We start from the raw sequence: 25,063 nt of genomic DNA on the forward strand, positions 1-25,063 counted from the left end.
GGTCGGATCTCCGCCCGAGAAGGAGCGTTGCGGAGGCTCTTCGCGGTGCCCCCCACTGATGCGAGTGCCACGCTGCCCCCTGATCTGGTGTTCACCGCATCAGACTGTCCGCCTCCAGTTGTGGATGCCTTTGATCTCACTTGCGCGGGTGACGGCGTGGCGGGAAGAGATCGCGCGATTGCTTGAAATGCTGGGCCATCCACGCACATAGGCAGGGTTGTCCCAGTAAGTGAGTTGATGAGGAGAGCAACCCTGGAGGCTTCGGCGAGGAGCGCACGCAGGAAGAACCGGTCGGCGACGACTGGATCGTCTGGGAGGCGGAGGAGAACGCCGAGTGCGTCATCCGCCTGCTCGTCACCGACAAGCGCTACGACAAGAACCCCGTCTACGGGGGCCCGAGGGACGCCGTCATCACCGAGTAGCCACGCCCTCGCGGGCCCGACATGCCGGGATCAGCGGTTCCCGGCCAGGTGCCGGGTGAGGTGGTCGATCACCTCACCCGCGTCGTCCTCGATGCCGTGGATGAACGTGGATTTGCGGCGTCGCAGCACCGGCAGCCCGAGGGCGTACAGGCCGGGGCTGTCGACCACGCCGCCCTCGTGGCGTAGCCGGCCCTTCTCGTCGACCACGGGCACGTCGAGCCATCCGTAGTCGGGCCGGTAGCCCGTCGCCCACACGATCGTGCGGATCTCGCCGCTCGCCAGGTCGAGCTGCCATCGTGCCGACTCGGGCACGTGTGTCGGCGCGAAGCGCTCGGGAGGATCTACCTCGGCGTCGCGGCCGTGCTCCTTGGCCCAGTCGTCGAAGGTGTCCAGGAGGCGCCGCATCTTGAGGTCGGCGAGCGAGAACACGTTGCGGAGCCCGCCGGAGAACAGCGCCTTGCCGTCACGGACGGCCGCCCAGCGGCCCACCAGTTCGACGCCCATCGCGGTGAGCGCGTTGAGGTCGAGTGTCCCGCGCTCGGGGGTGCCGACCAGCTGTGGCGAGGGCAGCCGCCGGGCACGGGTCAGGTCGTCGACCTCGTCGTGGCGCTGATCCCATATGCCCGACGCGTCCATCCACCACAGCACGTCGCGGCCGCGGTACAGGCGCGGCAGCCGCACGTGCTCCCCGACCGAGAGGATCACCGGCCGCCCCGACCGCCTCAGCTCGGCCGCCAGCTGCACGCCGGTCGCCGACGCTCCCACGACGAGTACGCCGCCGTCGGGAAGCTCGCTGGGGCTCCGGTAGCCGAACGGCGTCAGCTGCGTGACGGAGGCCGGCACCGCGTCCGCGAACCGCGGCACCGTCGGCTGGTTGCAGGCGCCGCTGGCGATGACCACCGCCCGGCAGTGAATCTCGCCGCCGCTCGTCGTGACGCGGTATCCGTCGTCGGCGCGCCGGACCGAGGTGACGTTCGTGCCGGTCCGGACGGGGGCGCGCGCGACGGCGGCGAAGCGCTCGATGAACTCGACCACTTCGCCCATCGTCATGTAGCCGTCGGGGTCAGGGCCTTCGTAGTGATGGCCCGGCAGGCGGCTCTGCCAGTTGGGCGTGAGCAGCCGCAGGGAGTCCCAGCGTTCGCGCCGCCAGGAGTTCGCCACCTCGCCGCGCTCCAGCACGACATGGTCGATCGACCGGTCGCGGAGGAAGTGGCTCGCGGCAAGGCCCGCGTGCCCCGCGCCGACGACGACCGCGGTGGTGCGTTCGATGATCCGGCCTCCTCAGGCGACTTCGACGGTGACGTTCGTCGGGTTGGTGAGGGCGTCGAACACCGCGGAGCGCTTCTGGGACTGGGCCACCAGCGCTTCGATGTCCTCCTGGGAGGCGTCCGCGTCGATGGTGAACGTCACCTTGATGTCGTTGAAGCCGTTGCGCACGTCGCTGTCTGCGCCGAGGATGCCACGGATGTCGTGGTTGCCTTCGACCGTCGACTCGACCGACCTTAACTGGATGCCGCGATTCTGGGCGACGGACGCCACGCCCGCCGTCAGGCAGCTGGCCAGGCCGACGAGGAGGTATTCGATCGGCGTGATGCCGTTGTCCTCGGCCGCGAAGACCTCGGGGTGGTCGGCGGTGAAGACCGTTTCGCTCTTGTGGCTCTGCTCCTGGCCGAGGCCGAAGAAGTTCTGGATCTTCGTGGTGCTGTGCACGCCGTTCTCCCACTTGGAGGAGGCCCGCCAGGTGAACTGGGCGGCCTCTGGCGCGCCCTTCAGCACCTCGCGCGCGTCGAGCAGCGCCTGTACGTTGACTCCGTTGTCGATCGTGGTCATGTGATACCCCTCTCGTTTTCCCCTATTTCCCATCGGAATGCTTGACAATACCTTGGCCACGAGGATTATGGCTAGGTATGATTCCGCCCATGGTGTCGGCTTCGACGTCCCCCGCCGGCTCGGTCGGCTATGTCGAAACGCAATATCTGGACTTGCCGAAACCGGTCCAGCTGGACTGCGGACAGGAACTGCACCCGATCCGCGTCGCGTACGAGACATACGGCACCCTCTCCCCTGAGCGGGACAACGTCATTCTGGTATGCCACGCGCTCAGCGGCGATGCCCACGCGGCCGGTTTCTCGAAGACGCCGCCCCAGGCGAGCACCCGCGACGGATTCGGGGCCGCGGACCGCGACGGCTCGGCCGGTAGCGGTCTCGGCTGGTGGGACGGGATGATCGGCCCCGGCAAGGCGTTCGACACCGACCGTTTCTTCGTCGTCGCCACGAACCTGCTCGGCGGCTGCAGCGGGACGACGGGACCTTCGTCGATCGACCCGGCGACCGGTAAGCCGTACGGATCCGGCTTTCCCGTCATCACGGTCGCGGACATGGTGCGCACCGAGCGGGCGTTCCTGGACGTCCTGGGCATCGAGCGGCTCGCGGCGGTGGCCGGGGGCTCGCTCGGCGGGATGCAGGCGTTGCAGTGGGCGATCCTGTTCCCCGATCAGGTCGACGCCATCGTGGTGATCGCCAGCACGCACGCGCTGCACCCGCAGGGCGTCGCCTGGAACGCGATCGCGCGAAACGCCATCATGGGCGACCCCGCCTGGCAGGGCGGCCACTACTACGGCACCGGCCGTGCCCCCGACGCCGGCATGGGCGTGGCGCGGATGGTCGGGCACGTCACGTACCTGTCCGCGCCGGCGCTGGACGGCAAGTTCGGCCGGCGGCTCCAGTTCGCCGACGATATCCGCTACACGATCGCCGAACCGGAGTTCGAGGTCGAGAGCTACCTGCGCCACCAGGCCGACTCGTTCGTCAAACGCTTCGACGCCAACACCTATCTGTTCACCTCACGCGCGCTGACCTATTTCGATCTCGCGCGGCAGCACGGCGGCGGATCACTCGCGCGGGCGCTCGAACCGGTCTCGGCGCGGACGCTGCTGATCGCGTTCAGCTCCGACTGGCTGTATCCGCCGTCGGCGTCGGAGGAGATCGAGGAGGCGCTCCGCGCGCTCGGCAAGCCGGTCGAGTTCCAGGTGATCGAGGCGCCGTACGGACATGACTGTTTCCTGCTGGAGGAAGCGCGCCAGACGCCCCTTATCCGCCACTTCCTGGCCGAAAGGTAGGGTCGACGGGTGACCGACCAGTTCCCCCGCGCCGAGGAAGCCCGCGCATTCGGATTCGAGACACGGCAGCTGCACGCCGGGCAGCGGCCCGACCCGAACACGGGCGCACGCGCGGTGCCGATCTTCCAGACGACCAGTTACGTGTTCGAGGACCCCGAATCCGCGGCGGCGTACTTCAATCTGCAGGAGTACGGGAACACCTACTCGCGCATCATGAACCCGACCGTCGCGGTGTTCGAGGAGCGGGTGGCGAACCTGGAGGGCGGCTGCGGCGCGGTGGCGTTCGCCAGCGGGATCGCCGCGCAGGCGGCGGCCCTGTTCACGCTGCTGCAGCCGGGCGACCACCTCGTCTCGTCCTCGGCGCTGTACGGCGGGACGGTGAACCAGCTCAAGCACCTGCTGGGCAAGATGAGCGTCGAGCTGACCTGGGTCGACCCCGACGACCCCGACGCCTGGCGGCAGGCGGTCCGCGCGAACACCAAGGCCTTCTTCGGCGAGACGATCGGCAACCCCGCCGGGAACGTGCTGGACATCGAGACCGTGGCGGCCATCGCGCACGAGCACGGGCTGCCGCTGATCGTGGACAACACCTTCGCGACGCCGTACCTGTGCCGCCCGATCGAATGGGGCGCCGACATCGTGATCCACTCGGCGACCAAGTTCATCGGCGGCCACGGCACCAGCATCGGCGGCGTCGTCGTCGAGGCGGGCACGTTCAACTGGTCCAACGGGCGGTTCCCGGTGATCGCGGATCCGTCGCCCGCCTACCACGGCCTGCAGTTCCACGAGACGTTCGGCAGCTACGGCTACCTGATGAAGCTGCGTGCCGAGACCCTGCGCGACCTCGGCGCGGCGCTCGCGCCGCTCAACGCGTTCCTGTTCCTGCAGGGACTGGAGACGCTGTCGCTGCGGATGGATCGCCACGTGGCGAACGCGCGGGCGGTCGCGGAGTTCCTGGAGTCGCACGAACTGGCGGCGAACGTCACCTACTCCGGCCTGCCGTCGAGCAGGTACCGGCCGCTGGTGGAGAAGTACCTGCCGCGTGGCGCCGGCGCGGTGTTCTCGTTCGACTGCGCCGGGGGCCGGGACGGCGGGCAGGACCTGATCCGCGGCGTGACGCTCTGGTCCCACCTGGCGAACGTCGGCGACGCGAAGAGCCTGATCATCCACCCCGCCAGCACGACGCACCGCCAGCTGGGCGACGGCGAGCTCCGGGCCGCCGGCATCGCGCCGGGCACGGTACGGCTGTCGGTCGGCATCGAGAACGTCGAGGATCTGATCTGGGACCTGGAACAGGGTTTCGCGGCAGCGGCGAAGGCGGCGGGAGCATGACCGATCTCGAGCGGTACCAGGACCCGATGACGATCCAGCGGGTGCTCCACGCCACGAAGACCATCGCGATCGTGGGCCTGTCCAACAACGAGCTGCGCGCCAGCTACTTCGTCGGCTACTACCTCAAGCGGCACGGCTACCGCGTGATCCCGGTGAATCCCCGCGAGCGGGAGATCCTCGGCGAGACGTGCTACCCGAGCCTGCAGGACGTGCCCGTGCCGGTGGACGTGGTGAACGTCTTCCGCGCGCCGGACGCGCTGCCGGGGATCGCGCGGGAGGCGGTGGCGATCAACGCCGGCGCCCTCTGGTGCCAGTTCGGCGTGATCAACGAGGAGGGCGCGCGGATCGCGGCGGACGGCGGCGTGACGGTGGTCATGGACCGCTGCCTCAAGATCGAGCACGCCCGCTACGTGGGCCGGATGCACTGGCTGGGCTTCAACACCCAGCGCATCACGTCCGTCCGCGCCGGGCTCCAGTGACGTGCGCGCGGTAGACGTGGGCGAGCGCGGGGTCGGCGGTGGCGATGATCGTGACGATTCTGGTCAGGACGCGGGGGCTGGCCCCGGGGTCGCCGATCGTGAGGGCGAGTAGGCCGCTGCCCTGGAGACGGCCGATGCCGTAGTCGGCGGCCGGGCAGGGGTCCGCAGCCAGATCGCCGGCCAGCGCGCGGGCCGCGGCGAGGGCGTCCGGGCCGGCCGGACGTTGTTCGTGCAGGTGAGCGGCTGGACTGGTGGGCATGGTCCACCTCCTGGGCGAGTCGGCCTATTTCATGTATATCAGGTCGCCAATACATCGAAGGTCAGGATTGATGATAAAACCTTCTTTTCCTACAGTATAAGTAGGCAATGTGCTTATGGAGAGGTGATCTCCTTGTTCCCCTACCGCCGTATCGCCGCCCTGACCGCCCTGTTAGCTCTGGCCGCCGCGTGCGGCTCCCCCGCCGCCCCCGCCCAGCAGGCCGGTACGGGCGCACTCGTCAGCGGCGGAACGCTGGTCTTCGGCGTCAACACCGAGCCGCTCAACCTGGACCCGTACGCCAGCCCCCAGGACGTGACCGCCCTGTTCACCCGCCCGGCCCTCGACTCCCTGGTCGCCCTCGACGACAAGGGCGGCATGCACCCGTGGCTCGCCACCTCCTGGGAGATCTCGCCGGACGGGAAGACCTACACCTTCAAGCTCCGCGAGGGCGCACTTACGGCATTCGCCTCCGGGCGAGGCGGTGATCGAGGCACATGACCTGGTCAAGGCCTTCCGGGGCCGGACCGCCGTCGCTGCTCCAGGAGAAGGGCGTCTTCCGCGCCGACTACACCGGCCCCACCCTCCGCGACCACCTGGGCCTCACCAAGGAGCCGTCATGACAGCGAACCCGGCACCCCTGCATCTGGCGGTGGCCCCTGGACGGGGCCGGCTGGCACCCGGCCGCCTGGCGGGCCGAAGACGCCCGCCCCCACCACCTGTTCACGGCCGCGTACTGGGCCGGACTGGTCCTGGAAGCCGAGCGCGGCCTGCTCGACTGGGTCACCTTCGAGGACTCGCTCGGCCTGCGGTCCTCCAGGTTCGACGGCCCCGACGACCGTCTTGACCAGGTGCGCGGCCGGCTGGACGCGGTCCTGCTGGCCGCCGCCGTGGCGCCGCTGACCTCCAGGATCGGGCTGATCCCCACCATCAGTGTCACCCACACCGAGCCGTTCCACGCGGCGATCGGCATCGCCTCGCTCGACCACGCCAGCCGCGGCCGGGCCGGCTGGCGGCCCCGCGTCTCGGGACGTCCCGACGAGGCCGGGCACTTCGGGCGGCGGTCCTTCCCGCCGCTGGATCTGGCCGACCCGGGGATCCTGGCCCAGATCGGGAACCTGTTCCGGGAGGCGGGTGACGCGGTGGAGGCGGTCCGGCGGCTGTGGGACAGCTGGGAGGACGACGCCGAGATCCGCGATGCCGCGACCGGGCGGTTCGTCGACAGGGACCGGCTGCACTACATCGACTTCGAGGGCGAGTTCTTCAAGGTCAAGGGGCCGTCCATCACGCCGAGGTCGCCGCAGGGGCAGCCGCTGGTGACCTCGCTCGGGCATGACGTGGTGCCGTACGAGTTCGCGGCGGGTTCCGCCGACGTGTTGTACATCACGCCGCACGGCGAGGACGACGCGCGGCGCATCCGGGTCGGCTCCGGGGCCGTGCAGCTGGGCCACCAGACCGCGCTGGGCGTCGTCGAGCAGTTCGGCATCCTGGAGGCCCTGCACCCCGGCCGGATCGATCTCGGGCTCGGGCGGTCCGGGCAGCGGGTCAAAGAGCCGCGGTCCGAACCTCCGGCGCCGCCGCCGGCCGAGTCGCGGATCGTGAACGGGCTGCTCATTCCGCCGCCGTTCTCGTTCGCCTCGATCGCGAAGTCGCCGATCATCCGGCTGTGGGCGACGATGCTCCAGCAGCCGGGCGCCGAGTCGCCGGACTTCGCCGAACAGGTGGACGACATCCGGGCGCTGATCGCCGGGACGTACCGGTCGGAGGAGGGGTTCGAGGCGCACGCGCAGCCCGGGGAGGGGGCCGAGCTGGAGCTGTGGGTGCAGCGGCGGGCAGAGCGCGCAGGTGGCCGCGGAGCGGGGGCTGCCGTTCGCGGCCACCTACCACGTCAGCCCGGCCAGTCTGCTGGAGGCGGTGGAAGCCTACCGGGAGGCGTTCAAGCCGTCCGAGATCCTGGCCGCGCCGCATGTGATGGTCTCCGCCGACGTGGTGGTTGCCGAGACCGACGCCGAGGCGCGGCGGGTGGCGGAGCCGTACGGGCTGTGGGTGCGGAGCATTCGCACCCGCGCCGGGGCGATGGCCTTCCGTCGCCGGCGGAGGCGGCGGCCTTCGAGTAGACCGAGGAGGACCGCACCCTGGTCGCCGACCGGCTGGACACCCAGTTCGTCGGCTCGCCGCAGGCTGTGGTGGAGCGGCTGCGGGTGCTGCGGGAGGCGACCGGGGCGGACGAGTCGCTGGTCACCACGATCACCCATGACCACGCCGACCGGGTGCGGTCGCAGGATCTGCCGGCGGCCGCCTGGGCGGAGGAGGCCGGGTGACGGCTGGTCTCAGGCGACCAGGACCGGCACCCGGAGCGCCTGGAAGGTGGTGGTCAGGCGCAGCTGGAAGCCGAGGGACTCGTACAGCCGGATGGCGTTGACGTTCTCGACCACCGTGTGCAGGAACGGCGTGTCGCCGCGCTCCCGGATGCCCGCCGCCACGGCCAGGACCAGACGGCTCGCCAGCCCGTGCCCCCGGAACGCCGGGTCGGTGCAGACCGCGCTGATCTCGGTCCACCCGGGGGGTCGCAGCCGCTCCCCCGCCATCGCCACCAGCGCGCCGTCCCGCCTGATCCCCAGGTAGGCGCCGAGCTCGATGGTGCGCGGCAGGAACGGCCCCGGCTGGGTCCGCTCGACCAGGTCGATCATCTCCGGCACGTCCGCCGGCCCCAGGGGGACGGCCTCCGCGTCCGGCGCGCCCTGGACGTCCACGCCGGTCATCTGCGCGCCGGCCAGGGTCATCACCACCTCCCAGCCCGGGGGCGGCGGCACCGCCAGACCGGCCACCGCCACCGTCTCGCCCGGCCCCGCCAGCGCGGCCACGTCGTCCCAGTCGGACGGGGACGGCTCGCTCGGCAGGGCCAGGAACGGGGAGACGTCCAGCGGATACCGCAACGCGCCCCCGTGCCGCTCCGCCAGGTGCGCGTGGGCGCCCAGCAGGGAAGCCCACACAGGATTGTCCAGAACCTCGCTCACCCGGATACCTCTATCACGACCTCGCCCCATTCCCGCAATTTACGGTAATACCTACTTGTTTAATAGGTTTACTAGCGATCCCAGTGCAGGACCTCCTCCCGGGCGATCCTCCTGGCGGGCTTGAAGTCGGTACCGATGGTGAAGGCCAACGGGATGAACGCGGCGAGCATGACCTCCTCATAGGGCACGCCCAGCACCCCGGCCAGTTCACGCTCCAGCGGAGCCTGCGCCGTCGTCCAGACGGCGCCCAGCCCCCGGGCGCGGGCGGCGAGCATGAAGCCCCACACCGCGGGCAGGATCGACCCCCAGGTCATGGACTGATCCAGCACCGGCGCCTCGTCCGTACGGCCCTCCACCGCGGGGATGACGAACGCGGGGACTCGGTGAACGTTCTCGTAGAGGTGCCGCAGGCCGTCGGAGATGCGTTCCATGGAGCCGGCGTGGGCGAACACGGCCTCGGGGTGGGGCGGCATCTGGTGCTGAAGATGCTCGACGCCGTCGGCCCCTGCTCCCAGCAGACGCTCAGCGAGGAACTGCGCATCGACCGCAGTGTCATGGTCGGCCTCTGCGACGACCTGCAACAGGCCGGTCATGTACGCCGGGAACGCAACCCTCGGGACAGGCGTTCCTACGCCGTCACCATCACCGACACCGGCCGGCAGCGGCTCATCGAGGCGGAGGCGTCGATCCCGTTATTCCTCGACGGCACCTTCCACACGCTCACCCCCGATGAGCGCCGTCAGCTCGCCGCACTCCTCAGCAAACTCCTGGGCATCTGACCGGGTGTTCTGGATCAGCACTGCCAAATCCCGGTATATCCGGCCTGCGGATCCGTCATCGGGCCGCTCGGGTACGTCGAGTGGTGCATCAGCAGGCCCTTGAACAGCGGCTGGATCAGCGTGTGCTTGGCCGATCCAGGGGGCACAGGACCCCAACCGGTGGAGACTACCTCTCATCTGGCGGAGGTGGGCCGTGTGCGCGGCATTTGATCTCCCCCGAGCGGGTCACCCGCGCGAGACCGACGATTGACGGGGAAATAGCCCGATTTACTGGCATACCACCCTCGGTGACCTGGGCAGACGTCCGAATTCCATGATCAGAAGGCTGGCCCGAAGGCAGCTGGGCCGCAGTAGGTTGACTGGTTATTTTGGGTGAGCTTGTCGATCCACCGTAGCGAGCGTTCTCGCAGGCGGCACATACTGGAGGGGATGAAGACAGCCAGCGGCGAACCCCGTCACCTGCCCACCAGTCCCTTCAAGCCTCCGCCTCCCGCCCCGCCTGCCGAACGGTTCAGCGTGGACGACCAAGTGACCCATGATCGGTATGGCCTTGGCATCGTCATCAGCGTGGAGGACGAGATCGCGGTAGTCGTCGATTTCGGAGCGCACCAGGAGCGAATCACGACGCCATTCCACAAGCTGTACAAACTCTGAGACCGCGGCACCGCGGGGAACACACAGGGCGCGCGCATCCACGCCAGTAGCTCGTCCGGGCTGGCGTGGAAGGTGGGGGCATTGGCCCCGGCCACCCAAACGAGTGCGACCTGAACGATCTCGCACCCCTGCCTCCACAGCCAGGCGCGGTGTTCTCGGCCTCTGCCCGGAGCCGCTCGGGAAGCAGCTCCGATATCTCGGCGAAGCACTACTTCTCCGACGCAACTGATGTTCGCCGAATCCAGCAGCTCAAGGACGAGTCCCGACAGCTGCTCGATTCGACCCCGCTTTTCGAGCGCGCGCCAAAGCGTGATTTCTCATGCACGCGGGACTTCCCTCACTGAGCGCGCCTTCACGCCCCGCCTTCACGCCCCTGAGGATGACCGACACCGCCTTTCGGCACACCTCCCTCTGCACGCCCTGGGCGAGACGGGTGCGGCCTGGGCGCACGCCGAAAGGGCCTCGGAGAAGCCCGAGACCCTTTCTCTGATCGAGTCAGCCGGAGAAGGCCTCGCGGGCGAACACGGTGAAGTCGCGGGGCGCGCGGCCCAGGAGGTCCTGGACGGTGGTCGTGGTGTGGGCGTTGCGGCCGTCGAGGATCTTGGTGAAGAGGGCGGCGAGCAGGGCGGCCTCTTCCTTGGGCACGCCATAGCCGACCAGCGACGAGGTGTACTCCTCGGTGCTGACCGGGATGTAGCGGATCTCACGACCGGCGGCGCGGGAGATCTCGGCGGCCACGTCGGCGAGGCTCAGCAGCCGAGGGCCGGTCAGGTCGTAGGCCCGGCCGTCGTGACCGTCCTCGGTGAGGACCTTGACGACCACGTCGGCGAGATCCTCCACGTCCAGGAACGGTTCGACCTGGTCACCGGCCGGAAGCGCGATCACGCCGGCCTGGACGGGCCCGGCCAGCGCGCCCTCGCTGAAGTTCTGGTCGAACCAGCTGCCCCGGACGACGGTCCACGCGGCCCCGGATTCGATCACGCCCTGCTCGGCGACGACCGCTTCTTCCTCGCCCCGCCCGGAGAGCAGCACGAGCCGGCGCACTCCTTCGCCGACGGCGGCGTCGGCGACTCCGCGGATGGCCTCGGGCGCGTCCGGAAAGGCCAGGTCGGGGTGATAGGTGATGTAAAGGGCGTCGCTGCCGCGCACGGCCGGCGCCCAGGTCGAGGGGGTGGCCCAGTCGAAGGGCACGGCGCTGCTCCTGGAGACGCCCCGCACCGGAACGCCGAGCGCGGTGAGCCGCTGGATCACTCTGCGGCCGGTCTTGCCGTTGCCGCCGATCACTGTGTAATTTCTCATGCCTTCATTGAAGTGCTCGCGATATGAGATCGAGAATGGCCAAAACTCTCAACCTCATGTTCAATCGTCTCCATGGATGCGCTTCATGGTCTCCTCGATGGCCCACGAGCTCGGGACGCCTTCCTGCTGCGCGCGGTGATGCGCCCGCCGTGGGCGGTTCGGGTGCAGGACGAGGCCCCGCTGGCACTGGTCGCGATCGTGCGCGGCGACGCATGGGTGATGCGCGCGGCTTCCCGCCCGGTACGGCTCAGCGCGGGTGATGTCGTCATCACCCGGGGCCCCGATGCGTACACCTTCGCCGACGACCCAGGCACCGAACCCCAGATCGTGGTGCATCCCGGCAACCGCTGCGAGACCCCCGACGGCGTCGATCTCTCTCTGGCGATGGGCCTGGGCGTACGCAGCTGGGGAAACGCCGCCGACGGCCCCTTCATGATGCTGATCGGCAGCTACGAGCCCCGCTCCGAGATCAGCGGCCGGCTGCTGCGCGCCCTCCCGCCGATGCTGATCGCCCAGGACGGCGACACCGCCCTCGTCCGCCTCCTGGAACGGGAGATCGCCAAGGACGATCCCGGCCAGGAAGCGGTCCTCGACCGCCTCCTGGACCTCCTGCTCATCACGACCCTGCGCGCCTGGTTCGCCCGCTCAGACGCCCCCACGTGGTTCCAGGCCATGAGCCACCCCACCGTGGGCCGCGCACTCCGGCTCCTGCACGCAGAACCGGCCCGCCCGTGGACGGTGGCCTCCCTGGCCGCCGAGGTCGGCCTCTCACGCGCGGCCCTGGCCCGCTTGTTCACCCCACTGGTCGGCCAGACCCCCATGGCGTACCTGGCGGAATGGCGCCTGACCCTCGCCGCCGACCTGCTCAGAGACACCGAATCCACGGTCGGCGCGGTAGCCGCGAAGGTCGGCTACGGCAGCGCGTTCGCGCTGAGCACCGCCTTCAAACGGGTACGCGGGGTCAGCCCGCAGGAGCACCGGGTCCTCGCGGGGGCTTGAGTCTCCACTAGGACGAGACGCGAAGGTGGAGGCATGGACGGCGGCACGCTCTACTCGATCGGTGACCTGGCCCGGCGGACCGGACTGACGGTCACGGCCATCCGGTTCTACTCCGACCGCGGAATCGTCCCGCCCACCGACCGCGGCCCGACCGGCTACCGCCGCTACGACATCGACGCCGTCGCCCGCCTGGACCTCGTACGCACCCTGCGCGACCTGGGACTGGACCTCCCCACGATCCGCAAGGTCGTGAACCGGGAGATCTCGCTTCCCGAAGTCGCCGCGGCGCACGCCGAAGCACTGGCGGTACAGATCCGCACACTCCGCCTGCGGCGCGCGGTCCTGACGGCGGTGGCCAGGCGCGGAGCCACCCCCGAGGAGATGGATCTCATGCACAAACTCGCCAAGCTCTCCGAGAACGAACGCCGACACCTGATCGACGACTTCCTCGACACCACCTTCGACGGCCTGTACGCCACCGCCGGATTCGCGGGCATCCGCCGCTCAATGACCCCCGAACTCCCCGACAACCCCGAGCCCGAACAGGTCGAGGCCTGGGTCGAACTGGCCGAACTGACCCAGAACCCGGATTTCCGCGCCAGCATGCGCCGCATCGCCGAACACCACGCGACCGAACACGCCGAGGGCCCCCCGGGCCCGCGCCGCGACCCCGCCGCGATGGTCCGCGACCAGGTCGCCCCCGCCCTGACCGCCGGCATCGACCCGACCTCCCCCCAGGCCGATCCAGTCGTCACGGCGGTCGCCACTCAGTACTCACACGCCTCCGACCACCCCGACGACGCCAACCTCAGGCACCGACTACTGACCCGCCTGCAAACCGTGAACGACCCCCGCCGCGAGCGCTACCTCCAACTCCTCGCCGTAATCAACGACTGGCCGCCCCCAGAAAGCCTCACCCCATCACTGGACTGGTTCATCCAAGCCTTGCCCGCCCGGATACCGGGGTAGCGAGCCCCGCCTCTGCGTGACCGTTCTCCATCAGCCACGCAACCTGAGTTGCCTTGATTTTGGCAATCTCGGTAGCCTACGCTCGTAATGAAGAAGCGCGACCTTGAGCGGCGGATGAGAGGTCTCGCCAAGGAGTACGGCGTAGAGGTGACCGTGAAGCAGGGCGGGAACCACGAGAAATGGATCGCTGGCTCGGAAGCGATACCGATTCCCCGGCATAACGAGGTCCGCGAGAACACGGCCAAGGGCATTCTCCGTGACTGGGAGCAGATCCTGGTCGAGATCGCCGAGGAGCAGGGGGAGGGTAAGTGAGCGACACCTATCGCATTGTCGCGAGCAGGGATGAGGACTGGTGGGGGCTGGTCATCTCCGGTCCTGCTCTTAAGCGCCCGCATCACACCCAGGTCAAGCGCCTGGAGCAAGCCGAGGAAATGGCCCGCGACCTGGTGACCCTCATGCTGGATGTGGAGGAGGCAGACCTCACTGCCACCTTCGAGGTAACGCTGTCCGACGAGGACGTCGTCACTGAACTGCGAGAGGCGTTGGAGGCCCGCCAGCAAGCCGAACTGGCACGCGCGAAGGCGGCCAGCAGGACCCACAGCACAGTGGCCGACCTCAACAGGCGCGGCTATGTGCAGCGCGACATCGGATTCCTTCTGGGCATCTCGCACCAGGCCGTGGGCAAGCTGCTGAATGAGCCGACCAAGAACCCCGCCGAGGACACCAAGGCGGCGAAAAGCCGTACCCGGCGTCGCGCGCGCCAGAAACTCACTGACGCCTAGATCGATCACGCAGCGTGGCTTCAATCGGATCCGGCTTCGCACCCCGGGGCGATAGTTTTCAGTTGGTTTCCGAAAGTTTCCGTGAGGGTCTTACAGATGATCCCTGATCAGAGTCACCGCGGTGCGAATGATCTTTGGAATGGGTTAACAAGCATCATTGACACGTTTCTTAACACTTTTAACACTGGGTCCCCAGCGGCTGGTCGCACGCGCTCCCTGTGGTCAGCGGCGCCACGACGGCTCTTTCGCACGATGTTCGAGTGAAGGGACAGATCTCCGCCTCAGCGGGCGCGGGGAAGATCAGCTGAGCCGTCGATTCCGATGCCCGAGCGCATCTGGCGTATCTCATTGAGCAGTATCGGCGGGAGGCCTGGTATGAAACGCTTCATCTTCGCGCTCTTATCGACCCTGATCGGTGTTCTGGGCAGGGGCCGGCGTGCCGCGCCGAAGGTGCCACCTTCCGCCGTACTCGCGCAGACCGGGACGTCGGCGATCACCAAACTGGTCGTCGCGACCGTGCTCACGGCCGCCGCCGTCGTGGCGTCGCCGGCGCTCGCGGAGATCGGCCCCGCGTCGCACGACCCGGGCGTCTCGCCCAAGATGAACGGGCACTGGGTCAACACCTGGGTGTCGATGCCGCAGCTCACCGAGCCGGGCAACATGCCACCGGCTCCGTTCACGCAGGAAAACCTGGTCCTGGCCAACAGCACACTGCGCCAGACGGTACGGCTGACCATCGGCGGCCAGCAGATCCGGTTGCGCTTCTCCAACGCGTTCGGCGGCGTGGCGCTCCCCATCACCAAGGTCTCGGTCGCACTCCCGGCCGGCGGTTCCGCCGGTGTCGGCTCGATCCAGGCCGGCACCGCCAAGCCGGTGACCTTCCAGGGGCAGCCCTCCGTCGTCATCCCGGTCGGGTCGCTGGCGGTCTCCGATCCGCTGAACTTCAACGTGGCCGCCGGGACCATCATGACGGTGACGATCTACCTGGCCGAGGGGCAGGCCTCCAACAACATCACCTCCCACCCCGGATCCAGGACCACGTCGCACATCCTCGCCGGTGACCATGTCGCGGACGCCGACCTGCCCGGGGCCACCACCACCGACCACTGGTACTTCCTCAGCGGCATCGAGATGTGGTCCAGGCACGACACCGCGGCGGCCGTCATGCTGGGCGACTCGCTGACCGACGGGCGCGGCTCCACCACCAACATGAACAACCGCTGGCCCGACCAGCTGCTGGACCGGCTGCGGACCCGGCGCTCCACCGACGACGTCGCGATCCTGAACCAGGCCGCCGGCGGCAACCGGATCCTCAACGACGGGCTCGGCCCCAACGCCCTGTCCCGGGTGGACCGCGACGTGCTCGCGCAGAGCGGGGTGGAGTGGCTGCTGGTCTTCGAGGGCGTCAACGACATCGGCACCGCCGAGGCCGGCCAGGCCGCCCAGCAGCGGGCCGCCGCCGACGTGATCGCGGCGTACGACCAGATCATCCGCCGGGCGCACGCGCAGGGCATCCGCGTGTACGGCGCGACGGTGACGGCCTTCGGCGGCAACACCCCCTACGACGACCCGACGGGATACCGCGAGGCGGCCCGCCAGACGGTCAACCAGTGGATCCGCACCAGCCGCCGCTTCGACGCCGTCATCGACTTCGACAAGGCGACGCGCGACCCGGCCAATCCGCGGCAGCTCCTGCCCGCCTACGACGTCGGGGACCACCTGCACTTCAACCCGACGGGGTACAAGGCGATCGCCGACTCCGTACCGGCCCGGCTGTTCGAGCGGGAACCGCTGCCGCCCGGCTTCGGCTTCAACTAGCGGCGCAGCGCCCGCCCTCCTCGTCCGGGGAGGGCGGGCGTCCGTCGCCCGCGAACATCAGCGGGCGGGTACGGCGAGCCGGTCGCGCAGGAACTCGACGGCGTCGGCGCGGGCCTGGATCGCCTCGGGGAGCGCGGGTTCCCAGTGGAAGCCGTGCCACATGCCTTCGGAGACCAGCAGCCTGGTTTCGACCCCGGCGTCGTCGAGCCGCCAGGTGAGGCGGACGATGTCGCTGAGGTTGAGGTCACGGGTACCGGTGGTGAGCACGGTCGGTGGGAAGTCCGCGTCGTAGTCGGCGTACACCGGAGAGATGCCGGGCGAGTTCAGGGGCTCGTCGCCCGCGTAGAAACGGGCGGGCACCTCGACGCGGAGGTTGGCGACCAGCCCGTCCCTGCGGTCGTTGGCGGCGACGCTGTCGCCGACGCCGGTGAGATCGGTCACCGGGGTGAACAGGGCGAGAGCGGCGATCATCGGCAGCCCTTCGGCTTTGGCCTTCAGTACCGTCGCGGTGAGCAGGTTGCCGCCGGCCGAGCTGGCGACGCCGACGATGTCCGCGGGGCTGTGGCGGCGGACGAGTTCCCGGTAGACGGCGAGGCTCTCGTTCACGGCACGCGGATATCTCGCCTCCGGCGCGAGGGTGTAGTCGATGGAGTAGACGCGGACCCCGAGTTCGTGGGCCATCAGCAGTCCGACTCGGTCCCGGGCGGTGCCCAGGAAGAATCCGCCGCCGTGGATGTTGATCGCGATCTGGTTCCGCCGGTCCGGGGCGATGGCGGGAGGGGTGACGACTGTCACGGGCACTCCCCCGATCGTCTCCCGGTCGAGGGTGAGGCCGTATCGGGCGATCAGCTCATCCTCGACGATCTTCTCCTGGGCGGCGAAGTTCTGACGTTCCTGAATGAGCCGGTCGCTCGTGACCAGCACCGAGGTGAGTGCGTCGGGGAGGAACAAGGGCCGCATCTCCGCCAGGAACCGCACCGCTTCGTCGCTCATCGTGGCGCGCTGCCCGTCGGTCACGGCGAGGGGGCGGTTGCCGTAGGCGAGGGCCAGATGGGTACCGGCCGGGACCAGAACGGCCAAGGCGACGGCTATCACGATCAGCGTCCGGCGGCGCTTCCGGGTGGTGCTGCGACGGGGATCAGGTTCGGACATGACTCGCCTGCTCTCAGATATAACCAACCGGTTGGATATATACGGTACGCGAGCTCTTCCCGCCTTGCAACCAACCGGTTGGATATGATGCGCGGGTGAGCATTCGCAACGCAGAAGCCACCCGGCGGCGCATTCTCGAGGCCGCGCGCCACGAGTTCGCCCGATACGGGGTCGCCGGCGCCAGGGTCAACCGAATCGCGGAAGCCGCCGAATGCAACAAACAACTCCTGTACGCCTACTACGGCGACAAGGACGGCCTCTACGCCGCGACCCGGGAAGAGATCACCCGGCAGACGACCAGCGCGGTCCCCTTCGACGCCGACGACCTGCCCGGCTACGCGGGACGCCTGTTCGACCACCACCAGCGCCACCCGGATAACCTGCGCGTAATCGGCTGGGCCCAGCTCGAAGGCCTCTCCACCGAGACCATGTCCCCGGGGTCTCCGGGGTCTCCGGGGTCTCCGGGGTCTCCGGGGTCTCCGGGGTCTCCGGCGAGCTTCGAGTCGACGCACCAGAAGATCGCCGCCATCCGGGCGGCCCAGGAACGCGGCACCGTCCGCGCCGACCGCTCCCCCGAGGAACTCCTCGCCCTGGTCCTCAAACTCTCCACGCTCGGCAGCCCCGGCTCCCCCGAATCGACCTACCCCGGCAAGACCGCCGCGGACTTCCGCGGCCTCATCGTCTCCGCCGTCCACGAACTCGTCGCCCGGCAGAACACCGGCACCGGCGCCTGACACCCGCACGGCCGGCCGATGCGGTGAGCACCGTCACCTGCGTGAGACGGCGCCCGATAACGGCGAGCAGCCCGGCGGCTCGCCCGTCCCAGTAGGAGTTCTCAGCCGCTCGCGTTGAGCAGCCAGCGTAGTAGGCGGGTGTCGTTCGGGCTCACGGCGTGCTCCGACCTGGTCACGAGGTCCGCCAGTTCGTGGCGGGCTTCGGCGGGCCAGGATGGATATGCGCGGGGTAGGTCGCGAGAGCACCAAGCGGCGAGGTCGGCGCGGGCGGTTGTGGCGAGGGCCTCGTCGGGATCGGTGGACAGGATCAGGTCCGCTTTGATGCGAGTCCACGGGTCTTGGCCGGAGAGGAGCCGGCGGGCGGCATGCCGTACATGGCGAGGGTGGTCCGGAGTGAGGAGCGCCCACAGGCGGTCGGCGGGCACGCCGGCGGCCGATGAACGGATGGTCTTCACCACATTGCGGACTACTGCCGGGGCGGCGTCCTCCAGTAGGGCGATGACATCGGTCTCCGCGTTCAGGCGGCGCAGAGTCCGCACCGCTTCGGCCCGGACGCGAGGGCGCGCGTCGTGAAGGTGCGGGATGACCAGGTGGGCGTCCGCGCTGGTGCCGCAGTCGCCGAGGCCGGCCAGATAGCCGCGCGGGTTCTGGCCGGAAGGGGTCGCGAGGTGTCGCCGGTAGTGGGCGGCCGGGTCGCCGCCAGCGCGACTCACCGCCCATTGGGCGGTGAGTCGCACCATTGAGGCGTTGTCAGCCAGGAATCTCAGCCCATGGTCGGTACGCCCCAGCTGTACCAGGGCGGTCAGCGCCGCGACGCGGATCTGTGCCGCGGTGCCGTCCAGGAGTCTCTCCAGGATGTCCGGCCGATCAGCCGTGATCGCCCGCCCGACCAGGGCTTTCGCGCAACGGGTCCGCACCACGATGTCGGACCCGTCGAACACCGCCCGCATCATCTCGGCCTCGCTCATCCGCCCGCCGTCGAGCGAAACCTCGTAAGCGAACCGCCGTCCGCGCCAATCCGCACTCTGGCGTACGTCGGTGAGCGTGGCATCGTCGGCCCGCGACAGAGCCCTGCGAACCACATCGAGGCTGCCACTCCCGCGACTACGCTCCCCAAGCCGGACAACCACCGGCAGAACCGCCCTCAGCGCGGCTGCGTCGCCCGGATGAAGAGCCCAAGTCCGCAACGCGGGTGCGTCATCGGCGAAAAGGACTCTCGCCAGCACATACAGGGCCTTGGCCCGGACGGGGGCGGCCCAGTCGGTGGTTCTGATCGTCAGCATCGGAAGGAGCCGGGTGTCAGACCACATGGCTGGATGACCGGCCGCTCGTTCCCGCTGTCGACCGTCCGGGGAACAGGCGGCCATGGCGATCGCGAGCGGATTGCGCATCTTGGCTACGAGTTTCGCCGTCGCGATTCGTTCCTTGCTGTATCCGGAAAAATGCGACCTCAGTGCCAAATCGAGGTCGATCCAGATCTTCGATCCTGCCTGATGCACCAGCTCCAAAGCCCGGCCCGCAAGCCGATCATCGGAAACGACGACAACCAGCGCGTCCGCGAGGCCATCGGCAGCGCGACGGCCACCTATAGCACTCTCGTGGGCGAGCCGACGGATCGAGTCCAACATCGACGCACCAGCCCCATGATCGCAGCCCATGAAGTCCCGAACACTATCCCTGTTGTCTGCCACCCGCACATCGTTCCATCACCGAACACGACATTTCGACGCAAATATCAAGCCGGAGCGTGCGTATCGCCTGTCTGTGAGCCGCTGCCCGGCCTGTCGTTAAGGGCCGATCAGGGCGTTTGCGCCGAGGAGGACCTTGATGTCGCCGGCGAAGGCGCCGTTGGTGATGTTGACGGTGTAGTCGGGGAGTTCGAGCAAGTTGGTTTTGCGGTTCAGGCGTTCTACCCGGATGCGGACGGGGGTGTCGCCGGAGTGGATGGTGAGGATGCGTTTGAGTTCGGTGACCAGGTCCTTGGTGATGCGTTCCTCGCGGAGGGCGATGATGACGGGTTCGCGGCCGTCGGCCTGGATGCCGGAGATGTCGAGGAAGGTGATGTCCATCGCGTTGAAGGAGACGGTGGCCTCTTCGCCGTCGCCGCGGGAGCGGATCCGGCCGGTGACCGAGACGACGAGGTCGGGGGCGAGGTTGCTGCCGTAGAGCTGGTAGGTGTTGGGGAAGCAGGGGACCTCGATGGAGGCGTCGTGGTCCTCGATGGTGAGGATGGCCCAGACGTCGCCCTTCTTGGTGACCTTCTTGTCGACGCCGGAGATGATTCCGGCGATCCGGACGTTGCCGAAGCCCGCCTGGCCGTCGAGGACCTGGGCGACGCTCAGGTCGCGGTTGCGTTCCAGGATGCGTTCCGCGCCGCTGAGCGGGTGGTCGGAGACGTACAGACCGAGCATTTCGCGTTCGAAGGAGAGTTTGGTCTTCTTGTCCCATTCGCCGTCGGGGACGACGACGTGGAAGACGTTGCTGTCGCCGCTGTCCTCGAAGGCGCCGAACAGGGAGTCCTGGCCGACGGCCTCCTTGCGTTTGACGTCGATGACCGAGTCGATGGCCTGGTCGTGGATCTGGACGAGGCCGCGGCGGCTGTGGCCGAGGCCGTCGAAGGAGCCGGCCTTGATCAGTGATTCGATGGTTCGCTTGTTGCAGACGACCTGCGGGACCTTCGTCAGGAAATCGTTGAAGTCGGAGAAGGTGCCCTTGGCCTTGCGGGCGGTGATGATGCCGTTGATGGCGTTCTCGCCGACGTTCTGGATCGCGCCGAGCCCGAATCGCACGTCCTCGCCGACGGCGCTGAACTGGAGGCCGGACTCGTTGACGTCGGGCGGCAGCACCTTCAGCTTCATACGGCGGCATTCGGCCAGGTAGATGGCCATCCGGTCTTTGTTGGTGCCGACCGAGGTGAGCAGCGCGGCCATGTATTCGGCCGGGTAGTTGGCCTTGAGATAGGCGGTCCAGTAGGACACGAGCCCGTATCCGGCGGTGTGGGACTTGTTGAAGCCGTAGGAGCTGAAGGGTTCAAGCACGTCCCAGACGGCTTTGGCGGCTTCCTCGGTGTAGCCCTTGCCGACCATGCCGGAGGAGAAGGTGGCCCACTGTTTGTCCATCTCCTCCTTCTTCTTCTTGCCCATGGCCCGGCGCAGGATGTCGGCGCCGCCGAGGGTGTATCCGGCCAACTGCTGGGCGATGGCCATGACCTGCTCCTGGTAGACCACCAGGTGGTACGTCGTGCCGAGAATGGGCTCAAGGGCGTCCTTGAGCGCCGGGTGGATCGGCTTGATGTCCTGCTGGCCGGCCTTGCGCAGCGCGTAGTTGGTGTGCGCGTTGGCGCCCATCGGGCCGGGACGGCCCAGGGCCAGGACGGACGAGATGTCCTCGAATCGGGCGGGGGCGATCAGCTTGGTGAGGTCGCGCATCATCGAGCTGTCCAGCTGGAAGACGCCGAGCGTGTCGCCGCGCGCCAGCAGCTCGTAGGTCTTCTCATCGTCCAGGGCCAGCTTGAGCATGTCCAGGTCGACGTCGCGGTTGCTCTTCACGTTCTGGATGGCGTCACCGATGACGGTGAGGTTGCGCAGGCCGAGGAAGTCCATCTTCAGCGCGCCCATGTTCTCGCTGCTGGGCCCGTCGAAGCCGGTGATGCGGGCGCCGTCGTCGGGGCGCATGAAGATCGGCATGACGTCGATCAGCGGCTGCGAGGAGAGGATGACGCCGGCCGCGTGTACGCCGGTCCCCCGGGTCAGCCCTTCCAGGCCGAGCGCGGTGTCGATGACCTGCCGGACGTCCTGATCGTCCTCATACAGCTTGCGGAGTTCGGTGGCCTCGGCATAGCGCGGGTGTTTCTCGTCGAAGATGCCGGCGAGCGGGATCTCCTTGCCCATGACGGCGGGCGGGAACGCCTTGGTGATCTTCTCGCCGACCGGGAAGGGGTAGCCGAGGACGCGCGCGGCGTCCTTCACGGCCGCCTTCGACTTGATCGTCATGTAGGTGATGATCAGCGAGACGTTGTCCTCGCCGTAGCGTTCCGTGACATACCGGATCATGTCACCGCGCCGGCGCTCGTCGAAGTCCAGGTCGACGTCGGGCATCGAGATACGTTCGGGGTTCAGGAACCGCTCGAACAGCAGCGAGTGCTCGATCGGGTCGAGCTCGGTGATACCGGTGACGTAGGCGACCATGGAACCGGTGGCCGATCCTCGGCCGGGGCCCACCCAGATGCCGTTGTCGCGCGCGTACTGACAGATGTCGGCGACGACGAGGAAGTAGCCGGGGAAGCCCATGCCCTCGATGACGCCCAGCTCATACTCGATCCGCTCCAGCACCTCGGCCGGGACGGATTCGCCGTAGCGGCGGACCGCGCCGCGCTGGGTCTCCTGGCGCAGCCAGGTCATCTCGGTCTCCCCCTCGGGGACCGGGAACTTGGCGGCCAGGTCGCGGTGGGCGAAGACCTCGTCATACGCCTCGACGCGTTCGGCGATCAGGAGGGTGTTCTTGCAGCCCTGCGCCCAGAGTTCGGAGTTGGGGTCGAGGGCCCACATCTCCTCGGCGGAGCGGACGTAGTAGCCGTTGCCGGAGAAGCGGAATCGGCTCGGGTCGCTGATCTGGGAGTTGGTGCCGACGCAGAGCAGCGCGTCGTGGGCGGTCGACTGGTCCTCGGTGACGTAGTGGGAGTCGTTGGTGACCAGCGGGGGGATGCCGAGGGTCTCCCCGATCCGGAGGAGTTCGCTCCGGACTCCCGTCTCGATCGGGATCCCGCCGTGATCCATGATCTCCAGGAAGTAGTTGTCCCGGCCGAAGATCTCCTGGTACTTCGCGGCGTGTTCGAGGGCCTTGTCGAACTGCCCCAGCCGCAGCCGGGTCTGCACCGCGCCGGACGGGCACCCCGTGGTGGCGACGATCCCTTCGTGGTACTCCGCGAACAGTTCGTCGTCCATGCGCGGATATTTCTTCATATGGCCTTCGAGTGAGGCCAGCGACGAGATCCGGAACAGGTTGCGCAGCCCCTGCGCGTTGATCGCCCACATCGTCTTGTGCAGGTACGTCCCGCTGGCCGACACGTCGCCGTTCAGGCCGGTCCGCTCGTCGGACTTGCGCTGGTGCGGCTCGCCCCAGAACACCGGCCGCTTGTGGAAGCGTGACTCGGGGCTGACGTAGCCCTCGATCCCGATGATCGGCTTCACTCCGGCGGCGGTCATCTTGGACTGGAACTCATACGCCCCGAACATGTTGCCGTGGTCGCTCATGGCGATCGCGGGCATCCCCAGCTCAGCCGCCCTGGCAGCCAGCTTTCCGATCTTCGCCGCCCCGTCCAGCATCGAGTACTCGGTGTGAACATGCAGGTGAACGAACGAATCAGCCACAGGGGATCTTGGCCTTTCGAGGTGGGACGGACAGCGACCCAACTCTATCGACCCGCACCGACAAGACTGGTCCGCTAGGCCAGAAAGACCGGGAATCCGCGGTGCCGCGAGACCGGCTCCCGCCGGAGGGGCGGGAGCCGGTCCGAGGGCGGTTACGTGGCCGTGCAGGTCATCGGGGCGGGGAGCCCGTTGGCGGACGACCAGCTGCCGTTGAAGCCGAACGAGGTGGTGGCGTTCGGCGTCAGCGCGCCGTTCCACGGCATGTTGACGACGGTGACGTTGGCGCCGGTGACGGTGGGGGTTCCGCTCCAGAGCTGGGTGATGGTCTGGCCGTTCGGGAAGGCCCATTTCACCGACCAGGCGGTGGTGGGCGTGGTGCCGGTGTTCTTGACGGTCACCGTCGCGCCGAACCCGCCGGGCCACTGGTTGGCCACCGCGTAGGTCGCGGTGCACGCCTTACCGGGAACGGGTGACGGCGAAGGTGAGGGCGACGGCGACGGCGACGGCGACGGGGTCCGGCTGGGGGAAGGTGACGGAGACGGGGATCGGCTGGGGGACGGAGAGGGCGAGGGCGACGCGGGCGGCCCGTTCTTGGCCGCCATCCGGGTGGAATGGGCGCGGAAGATGTTCAGGGCCGGGTCGCCGAATTTGACGGAGTGAATGTCACCGCCCGCACTCCTGTGCGGATACCACCAGAAGGCGGAGCCGTCCCCGTCCTGAGCCTCGAAATAGTTGTATATCTCGGTCCACCACTGGTTCCTCGTGCCACTGGTATCAGTGTTCCACTCCCCCATGAAGAAGGGTTTCCCGACGATATTGTGCGAGTCGGAGATCCAGCGGCCGATCAGCGTCTTGGTCTGTTCCAGGCTGAGCGCCGCCCAGCTGGCCTGCGGATACGGATGCGCCGACGTGAAATCGATGTACGGCGACTGGTGGATGTAAACGAACGGATTACCCTCGTCCCCACCGAACCCATAACGCGATTCGTGACCCTCAAGACCGGCGCCCAGCAGGTGATTGGGATCGATGCCCTTCACATGCGCGCCCATCTCGTCCACCCACGCGCGCAACGTCGCCCCGCTGACATTCTCGGCGGCACTGACATCCTGATAACGAGGCTCGTTCATGAGCTCCCAGGCGAAAATCCCGGGCTCGTCCTTGTACTTGACCCCGCTGTAATGATTCGTCCGGTTCAGCACATACGAAACGTAGTTCTTGTACTGCACGAAACACCCGGGACACTGCGTCTTGTTGAAGAACTTGGCCCGCCCGGGATGCCCGCCCGTCAGCCCTTCCCACTGCAGGCGCGTGTCGATTCCCCCGTACGCCTCCCAGTAGTTCTCGAACACCGGAATCAGCTTGACCCCGTGCGACTTGGCCGACTGGATCACGTAGTCGAACAGCGCGAACTGCTGGTCGTTGTAGACGCCCTTGGTCTTCTCGAACCCGTGCCAGTCCTCATGACTGAACATCCACAGGCGAAGCAAGTTCACCTTGTCCGCCTGCAGGTCGGCGAAGTGCGAGTCGATTTTGGCCTTGTCCATGTACTGCGTCTCGGTGTCCCCGAAACTGCCGCCGAAGGTGAACACGTCGTAGGTGTTGGCCCCGGCGAAGTAGAACGTACGGCCGTCGAGACAGAAGTGGATACCGCAGCGATAAGCGAATCCCGCCGGTACGGCGGCCCGCGCCGGCGTACGGATCACCAGCGCTCCGGCGACCGCCAGCAGGACGGCGAGCAGCGCGGTGAGCAGGACCGGTCTGGCGCGATAGGAGGGTTGGGCGAGCATGGAACTCCTCGGTGAGGGTTTCTGGTGGAAGACAGCGCCTGACCGTTGTCGAACCCCCAGTGAAGTAATAGACCGGTTAAGCCACAAGGGCTCCCA

The 25,063-nt window shown here is 68.1% G+C and carries 24 protein-coding genes and 2 pseudogenes; 16 read left to right on the forward strand and 10 right to left on the reverse strand.

Features of this window, described 5'->3' with window-relative positions:
* Nucleotides 1–452: 452 nt before the first annotated feature.
* On the reverse strand, nucleotides 453–1,694 hold the full coding sequence (locus Acor_RS13730; protein WP_308805649.1) for an NAD(P)-binding domain-containing protein: 1,242 nt from the start codon (nucleotides 1,692–1,694) through the stop codon (nucleotides 453–455).
* A 9-nt stretch (nucleotides 1,695–1,703) separates the two neighbouring features.
* Nucleotides 1,704–2,252: an OsmC family protein gene (locus Acor_RS13735; RefSeq protein ID WP_155337009.1), complete on the reverse strand. Its 549-nt coding sequence runs from the start codon at nucleotides 2,250–2,252 to the stop codon at nucleotides 1,704–1,706.
* 89 nt (nucleotides 2,253–2,341) lie between these two features.
* Here Acor_RS13735 and metX point away from each other — a divergent pair, with 89 nt between their 5' ends.
* The 3 genes from metX to Acor_RS13750 are packed head-to-tail and all read left to right on the forward strand — an operon-like array spanning nucleotide 2,342 to nucleotide 5,352.
* Nucleotides 2,342–3,541: a homoserine O-acetyltransferase MetX gene (gene metX / locus Acor_RS13740; RefSeq protein WP_155337010.1), complete on the forward strand. Its 1,200-nt coding sequence runs from the start codon at nucleotides 2,342–2,344 to the stop codon at nucleotides 3,539–3,541.
* A 9-nt stretch (nucleotides 3,542–3,550) separates the two neighbouring features.
* On the forward strand, nucleotides 3,551–4,873 hold the full coding sequence (locus tag Acor_RS13745; protein ID WP_155337011.1) for an O-acetylhomoserine aminocarboxypropyltransferase/cysteine synthase family protein: 1,323 nt from the start codon (nucleotides 3,551–3,553) through the stop codon (nucleotides 4,871–4,873).
* Nucleotides 4,870–5,352 carry a CoA-binding protein gene (locus Acor_RS13750; RefSeq protein ID WP_155337012.1) on the forward strand — a complete coding sequence of 161 codons (483 nt, stop codon included), beginning with the start codon at nucleotides 4,870–4,872 and terminating at the stop codon, nucleotides 5,350–5,352. Before Acor_RS13745 ends, Acor_RS13750 begins: the two co-directional genes overlap by 4 nt.
* On the opposite strand, the gene Acor_RS13755 is transcribed toward Acor_RS13750, so the two are convergent.
* Nucleotides 5,324–5,611 carry a hypothetical protein gene (locus Acor_RS13755; protein WP_155337013.1) on the reverse strand — a complete coding sequence of 96 codons (288 nt, stop codon included), beginning with the start codon at nucleotides 5,609–5,611 and terminating at the stop codon, nucleotides 5,324–5,326. The two genes, Acor_RS13750 and Acor_RS13755, sit on opposite strands and share 29 nt — an antisense overlap.
* Nucleotides 5,612–5,734: 123 nt before the next feature.
* On the opposite strand from Acor_RS13755, the gene Acor_RS13760 reads away from it, so the two are divergent.
* From Acor_RS13760 to Acor_RS13770, 5 genes and pseudogenes are all read left to right on the forward strand, one after another.
* Entirely contained in the window at nucleotides 5,735–6,109 is a 375-nt protein-coding gene (locus Acor_RS13760; protein WP_246238631.1) for an ABC transporter substrate-binding protein, read from the forward strand.
* A complete protein-coding gene (locus tag Acor_RS45405; protein ID WP_281353216.1) occupies nucleotides 6,106–6,231 on the forward strand; it encodes a hypothetical protein in 126 nt (41 codons plus the stop codon). The genes Acor_RS13760 and Acor_RS45405 overlap by 4 nt, the downstream gene beginning before the upstream one ends.
* Before the next feature lie 147 nt (nucleotides 6,232–6,378).
* Nucleotides 6,379–7,104: pseudogene (locus tag Acor_RS46035) on the forward strand (LLM class flavin-dependent oxidoreductase); the annotation flags it as partial.
* Between the two features lie 331 nt (nucleotides 7,105–7,435).
* A pseudogene (locus tag Acor_RS46040) lies at nucleotides 7,436–7,681 on the forward strand (LLM class flavin-dependent oxidoreductase); the annotation flags it as partial.
* A gap of 110 nt (nucleotides 7,682–7,791) precedes the next feature.
* Nucleotides 7,792–7,929 carry a hypothetical protein gene (locus tag Acor_RS13770; protein ID WP_155337014.1) on the forward strand — a complete coding sequence of 46 codons (138 nt, stop codon included), beginning with the start codon at nucleotides 7,792–7,794 and terminating at the stop codon, nucleotides 7,927–7,929.
* Between the two features lie 9 nt (nucleotides 7,930–7,938).
* On the opposite strand, the gene Acor_RS13775 is transcribed toward Acor_RS13770, so the two are convergent.
* Both Acor_RS13775 and Acor_RS13780 read right to left on the reverse strand, forming a co-directional pair.
* Nucleotides 7,939–8,625 (reverse strand): GNAT family N-acetyltransferase, encoded by a 687-nt coding sequence (locus Acor_RS13775; RefSeq protein ID WP_170316918.1) that lies wholly within the window; start codon nucleotides 8,623–8,625, stop codon nucleotides 7,939–7,941.
* 71 nt (nucleotides 8,626–8,696) lie between these two features.
* Nucleotides 8,697–9,056: a nitroreductase family protein gene (locus Acor_RS13780; RefSeq protein WP_246238632.1), complete on the reverse strand. Its 360-nt coding sequence runs from the start codon at nucleotides 9,054–9,056 to the stop codon at nucleotides 8,697–8,699.
* Nucleotides 9,057–9,065: 9 nt separating this feature from the next.
* Here Acor_RS13780 and Acor_RS13785 point away from each other — a divergent pair, with 9 nt between their 5' ends.
* Together Acor_RS13785 and Acor_RS13790 are read left to right on the forward strand one after the other, a co-directional pair.
* Nucleotides 9,066–9,404: a MarR family winged helix-turn-helix transcriptional regulator gene (locus Acor_RS13785; RefSeq protein WP_246238633.1), complete on the forward strand. Its 339-nt coding sequence runs from the start codon at nucleotides 9,066–9,068 to the stop codon at nucleotides 9,402–9,404.
* 429 nt (nucleotides 9,405–9,833) lie between these two features.
* Nucleotides 9,834–10,058, forward strand: coding sequence for a hypothetical protein (locus Acor_RS13790; RefSeq protein WP_155337016.1), 225 nt, complete (start codon nucleotides 9,834–9,836; stop codon nucleotides 10,056–10,058).
* A gap of 495 nt (nucleotides 10,059–10,553) precedes the next feature.
* Here Acor_RS13790 and Acor_RS13795 read toward each other — a convergent pair whose 3' ends face one another.
* Complete coding sequence (locus tag Acor_RS13795) at nucleotides 10,554–11,357, reverse strand: NAD(P)H-binding protein (RefSeq protein WP_155337017.1); 804 nt, start codon at nucleotides 11,355–11,357, stop codon at nucleotides 10,554–10,556.
* 72 nt (nucleotides 11,358–11,429) lie between these two features.
* Here Acor_RS13795 and Acor_RS13800 point away from each other — a divergent pair, with 72 nt between their 5' ends.
* From Acor_RS13800 to Acor_RS13820, 5 genes are all read left to right on the forward strand, one after another.
* A complete protein-coding gene (locus tag Acor_RS13800) occupies nucleotides 11,430–12,356 on the forward strand; it encodes an AraC family transcriptional regulator (protein ID WP_155337018.1) in 927 nt (308 codons plus the stop codon).
* A 33-nt stretch (nucleotides 12,357–12,389) separates the two neighbouring features.
* Complete coding sequence (locus Acor_RS13805; protein WP_155337019.1) at nucleotides 12,390–13,325, forward strand: MerR family transcriptional regulator; 936 nt, start codon at nucleotides 12,390–12,392, stop codon at nucleotides 13,323–13,325.
* An 87-nt stretch (nucleotides 13,326–13,412) separates the two neighbouring features.
* On the forward strand, nucleotides 13,413–13,637 hold the full coding sequence (locus tag Acor_RS13810) for a hypothetical protein (protein WP_155337020.1): 225 nt from the start codon (nucleotides 13,413–13,415) through the stop codon (nucleotides 13,635–13,637).
* Complete coding sequence (locus tag Acor_RS13815) at nucleotides 13,634–14,107, forward strand: hypothetical protein (protein WP_155337021.1); 474 nt, start codon at nucleotides 13,634–13,636, stop codon at nucleotides 14,105–14,107. Before Acor_RS13810 ends, Acor_RS13815 begins: the two co-directional genes overlap by 4 nt.
* A 375-nt stretch (nucleotides 14,108–14,482) precedes the next feature.
* Complete coding sequence (locus Acor_RS13820) at nucleotides 14,483–15,925, forward strand: SGNH/GDSL hydrolase family protein (protein ID WP_155337022.1); 1,443 nt, start codon at nucleotides 14,483–14,485, stop codon at nucleotides 15,923–15,925.
* A gap of 57 nt (nucleotides 15,926–15,982) precedes the next feature.
* On the opposite strand, the gene Acor_RS13825 is transcribed toward Acor_RS13820, so the two are convergent.
* Nucleotides 15,983–17,077, reverse strand: a complete 1,095-nt coding sequence (locus Acor_RS13825; RefSeq protein WP_155337023.1) for an alpha/beta hydrolase — start codon at nucleotides 17,075–17,077, stop codon at nucleotides 15,983–15,985.
* Nucleotides 17,078–17,172: 95 nt separating this feature from the next.
* On the opposite strand from Acor_RS13825, the gene Acor_RS13830 reads away from it, so the two are divergent.
* Nucleotides 17,173–17,811, forward strand: a complete 639-nt coding sequence (locus Acor_RS13830) for a TetR/AcrR family transcriptional regulator (protein WP_155337024.1) — start codon at nucleotides 17,173–17,175, stop codon at nucleotides 17,809–17,811.
* A 101-nt stretch (nucleotides 17,812–17,912) separates the two neighbouring features.
* On the opposite strand, the gene Acor_RS13835 is transcribed toward Acor_RS13830, so the two are convergent.
* The 3 genes from Acor_RS13835 to Acor_RS44305 form a co-directional block, all read right to left on the reverse strand.
* Nucleotides 17,913–19,439, reverse strand: coding sequence for a HEAT repeat domain-containing protein (locus Acor_RS13835; protein ID WP_155337025.1), 1,527 nt, complete (start codon nucleotides 19,437–19,439; stop codon nucleotides 17,913–17,915).
* Between the two features lie 159 nt (nucleotides 19,440–19,598).
* A complete protein-coding gene (gene dnaE / locus Acor_RS13840; protein WP_155337026.1) occupies nucleotides 19,599–23,180 on the reverse strand; it encodes a DNA polymerase III subunit alpha in 3,582 nt (1,193 codons plus the stop codon).
* Nucleotides 23,181–23,332: 152 nt separating this feature from the next.
* Nucleotides 23,333–24,967 (reverse strand): cellulose binding domain-containing protein, encoded by a 1,635-nt coding sequence (locus Acor_RS44305; RefSeq protein ID WP_246238634.1) that lies wholly within the window; start codon nucleotides 24,965–24,967, stop codon nucleotides 23,333–23,335.
* Nucleotides 24,968–25,063: the final 96 nt, after the last annotated feature.

This window comes from Acrocarpospora corrugata (assembly GCF_009687845.1).
In the GTDB taxonomy this organism is placed as follows: domain Bacteria; phylum Actinomycetota; class Actinomycetes; order Streptosporangiales; family Streptosporangiaceae; genus Acrocarpospora; species Acrocarpospora corrugata.

What these genes read in the sequence shown, in the direction of transcription:
- Acor_RS13735 (WP_155337009.1), bottom strand. Translation starts at nt 2,252, where the DNA reads ATGACCACGATCGACAACGGAGTCAACGTACAGGCGCTGCTCGACGCG.
- metX (WP_155337010.1), top strand. Translation starts at nt 2,342, where the DNA reads ATGGTGTCGGCTTCGACGTCCCCCGCCGGCTCGGTCGGCTATGTCGAA.
- Acor_RS13750 (WP_155337012.1), top strand. Translation starts at nt 4,870, where the DNA reads ATGACCGATCTCGAGCGGTACCAGGACCCGATGACGATCCAGCGGGTG.
- Acor_RS13755 (WP_155337013.1), bottom strand. Translation starts at nt 5,611, where the DNA reads ATGCCCACCAGTCCAGCCGCTCACCTGCACGAACAACGTCCGGCCGGC.
- Acor_RS45405 (WP_281353216.1), top strand. Translation starts at nt 6,106, where the DNA reads ATGACCTGGTCAAGGCCTTCCGGGGCCGGACCGCCGTCGCTGCTCCAG.
- Acor_RS13780 (WP_246238632.1), bottom strand. Translation starts at nt 9,056, where the DNA reads ATGGAACGCATCTCCGACGGCCTGCGGCACCTCTACGAGAACGTTCAC.
- Acor_RS13790 (WP_155337016.1), top strand. Translation starts at nt 9,834, where the DNA reads ATGAAGACAGCCAGCGGCGAACCCCGTCACCTGCCCACCAGTCCCTTC.
- Acor_RS13795 (WP_155337017.1), bottom strand. Translation starts at nt 11,357, where the DNA reads ATGAGAAATTACACAGTGATCGGCGGCAACGGCAAGACCGGCCGCAGA.
- Acor_RS13800 (WP_155337018.1), top strand. Translation starts at nt 11,430, where the DNA reads ATGGATGCGCTTCATGGTCTCCTCGATGGCCCACGAGCTCGGGACGCC.
- Acor_RS13805 (WP_155337019.1), top strand. Translation starts at nt 12,390, where the DNA reads ATGGACGGCGGCACGCTCTACTCGATCGGTGACCTGGCCCGGCGGACC.
- Acor_RS13810 (WP_155337020.1), top strand. Translation starts at nt 13,413, where the DNA reads ATGAAGAAGCGCGACCTTGAGCGGCGGATGAGAGGTCTCGCCAAGGAG.
- Acor_RS13820 (WP_155337022.1), top strand. Translation starts at nt 14,483, where the DNA reads ATGAAACGCTTCATCTTCGCGCTCTTATCGACCCTGATCGGTGTTCTG.
- Acor_RS13825 (WP_155337023.1), bottom strand. Translation starts at nt 17,077, where the DNA reads ATGTCCGAACCTGATCCCCGTCGCAGCACCACCCGGAAGCGCCGCCGG.
- Acor_RS13835 (WP_155337025.1), bottom strand. Translation starts at nt 19,439, where the DNA reads ATGTTGGACTCGATCCGTCGGCTCGCCCACGAGAGTGCTATAGGTGGC.
- Acor_RS44305 (WP_246238634.1), bottom strand. Translation starts at nt 24,967, where the DNA reads ATGCTCGCCCAACCCTCCTATCGCGCCAGACCGGTCCTGCTCACCGCG.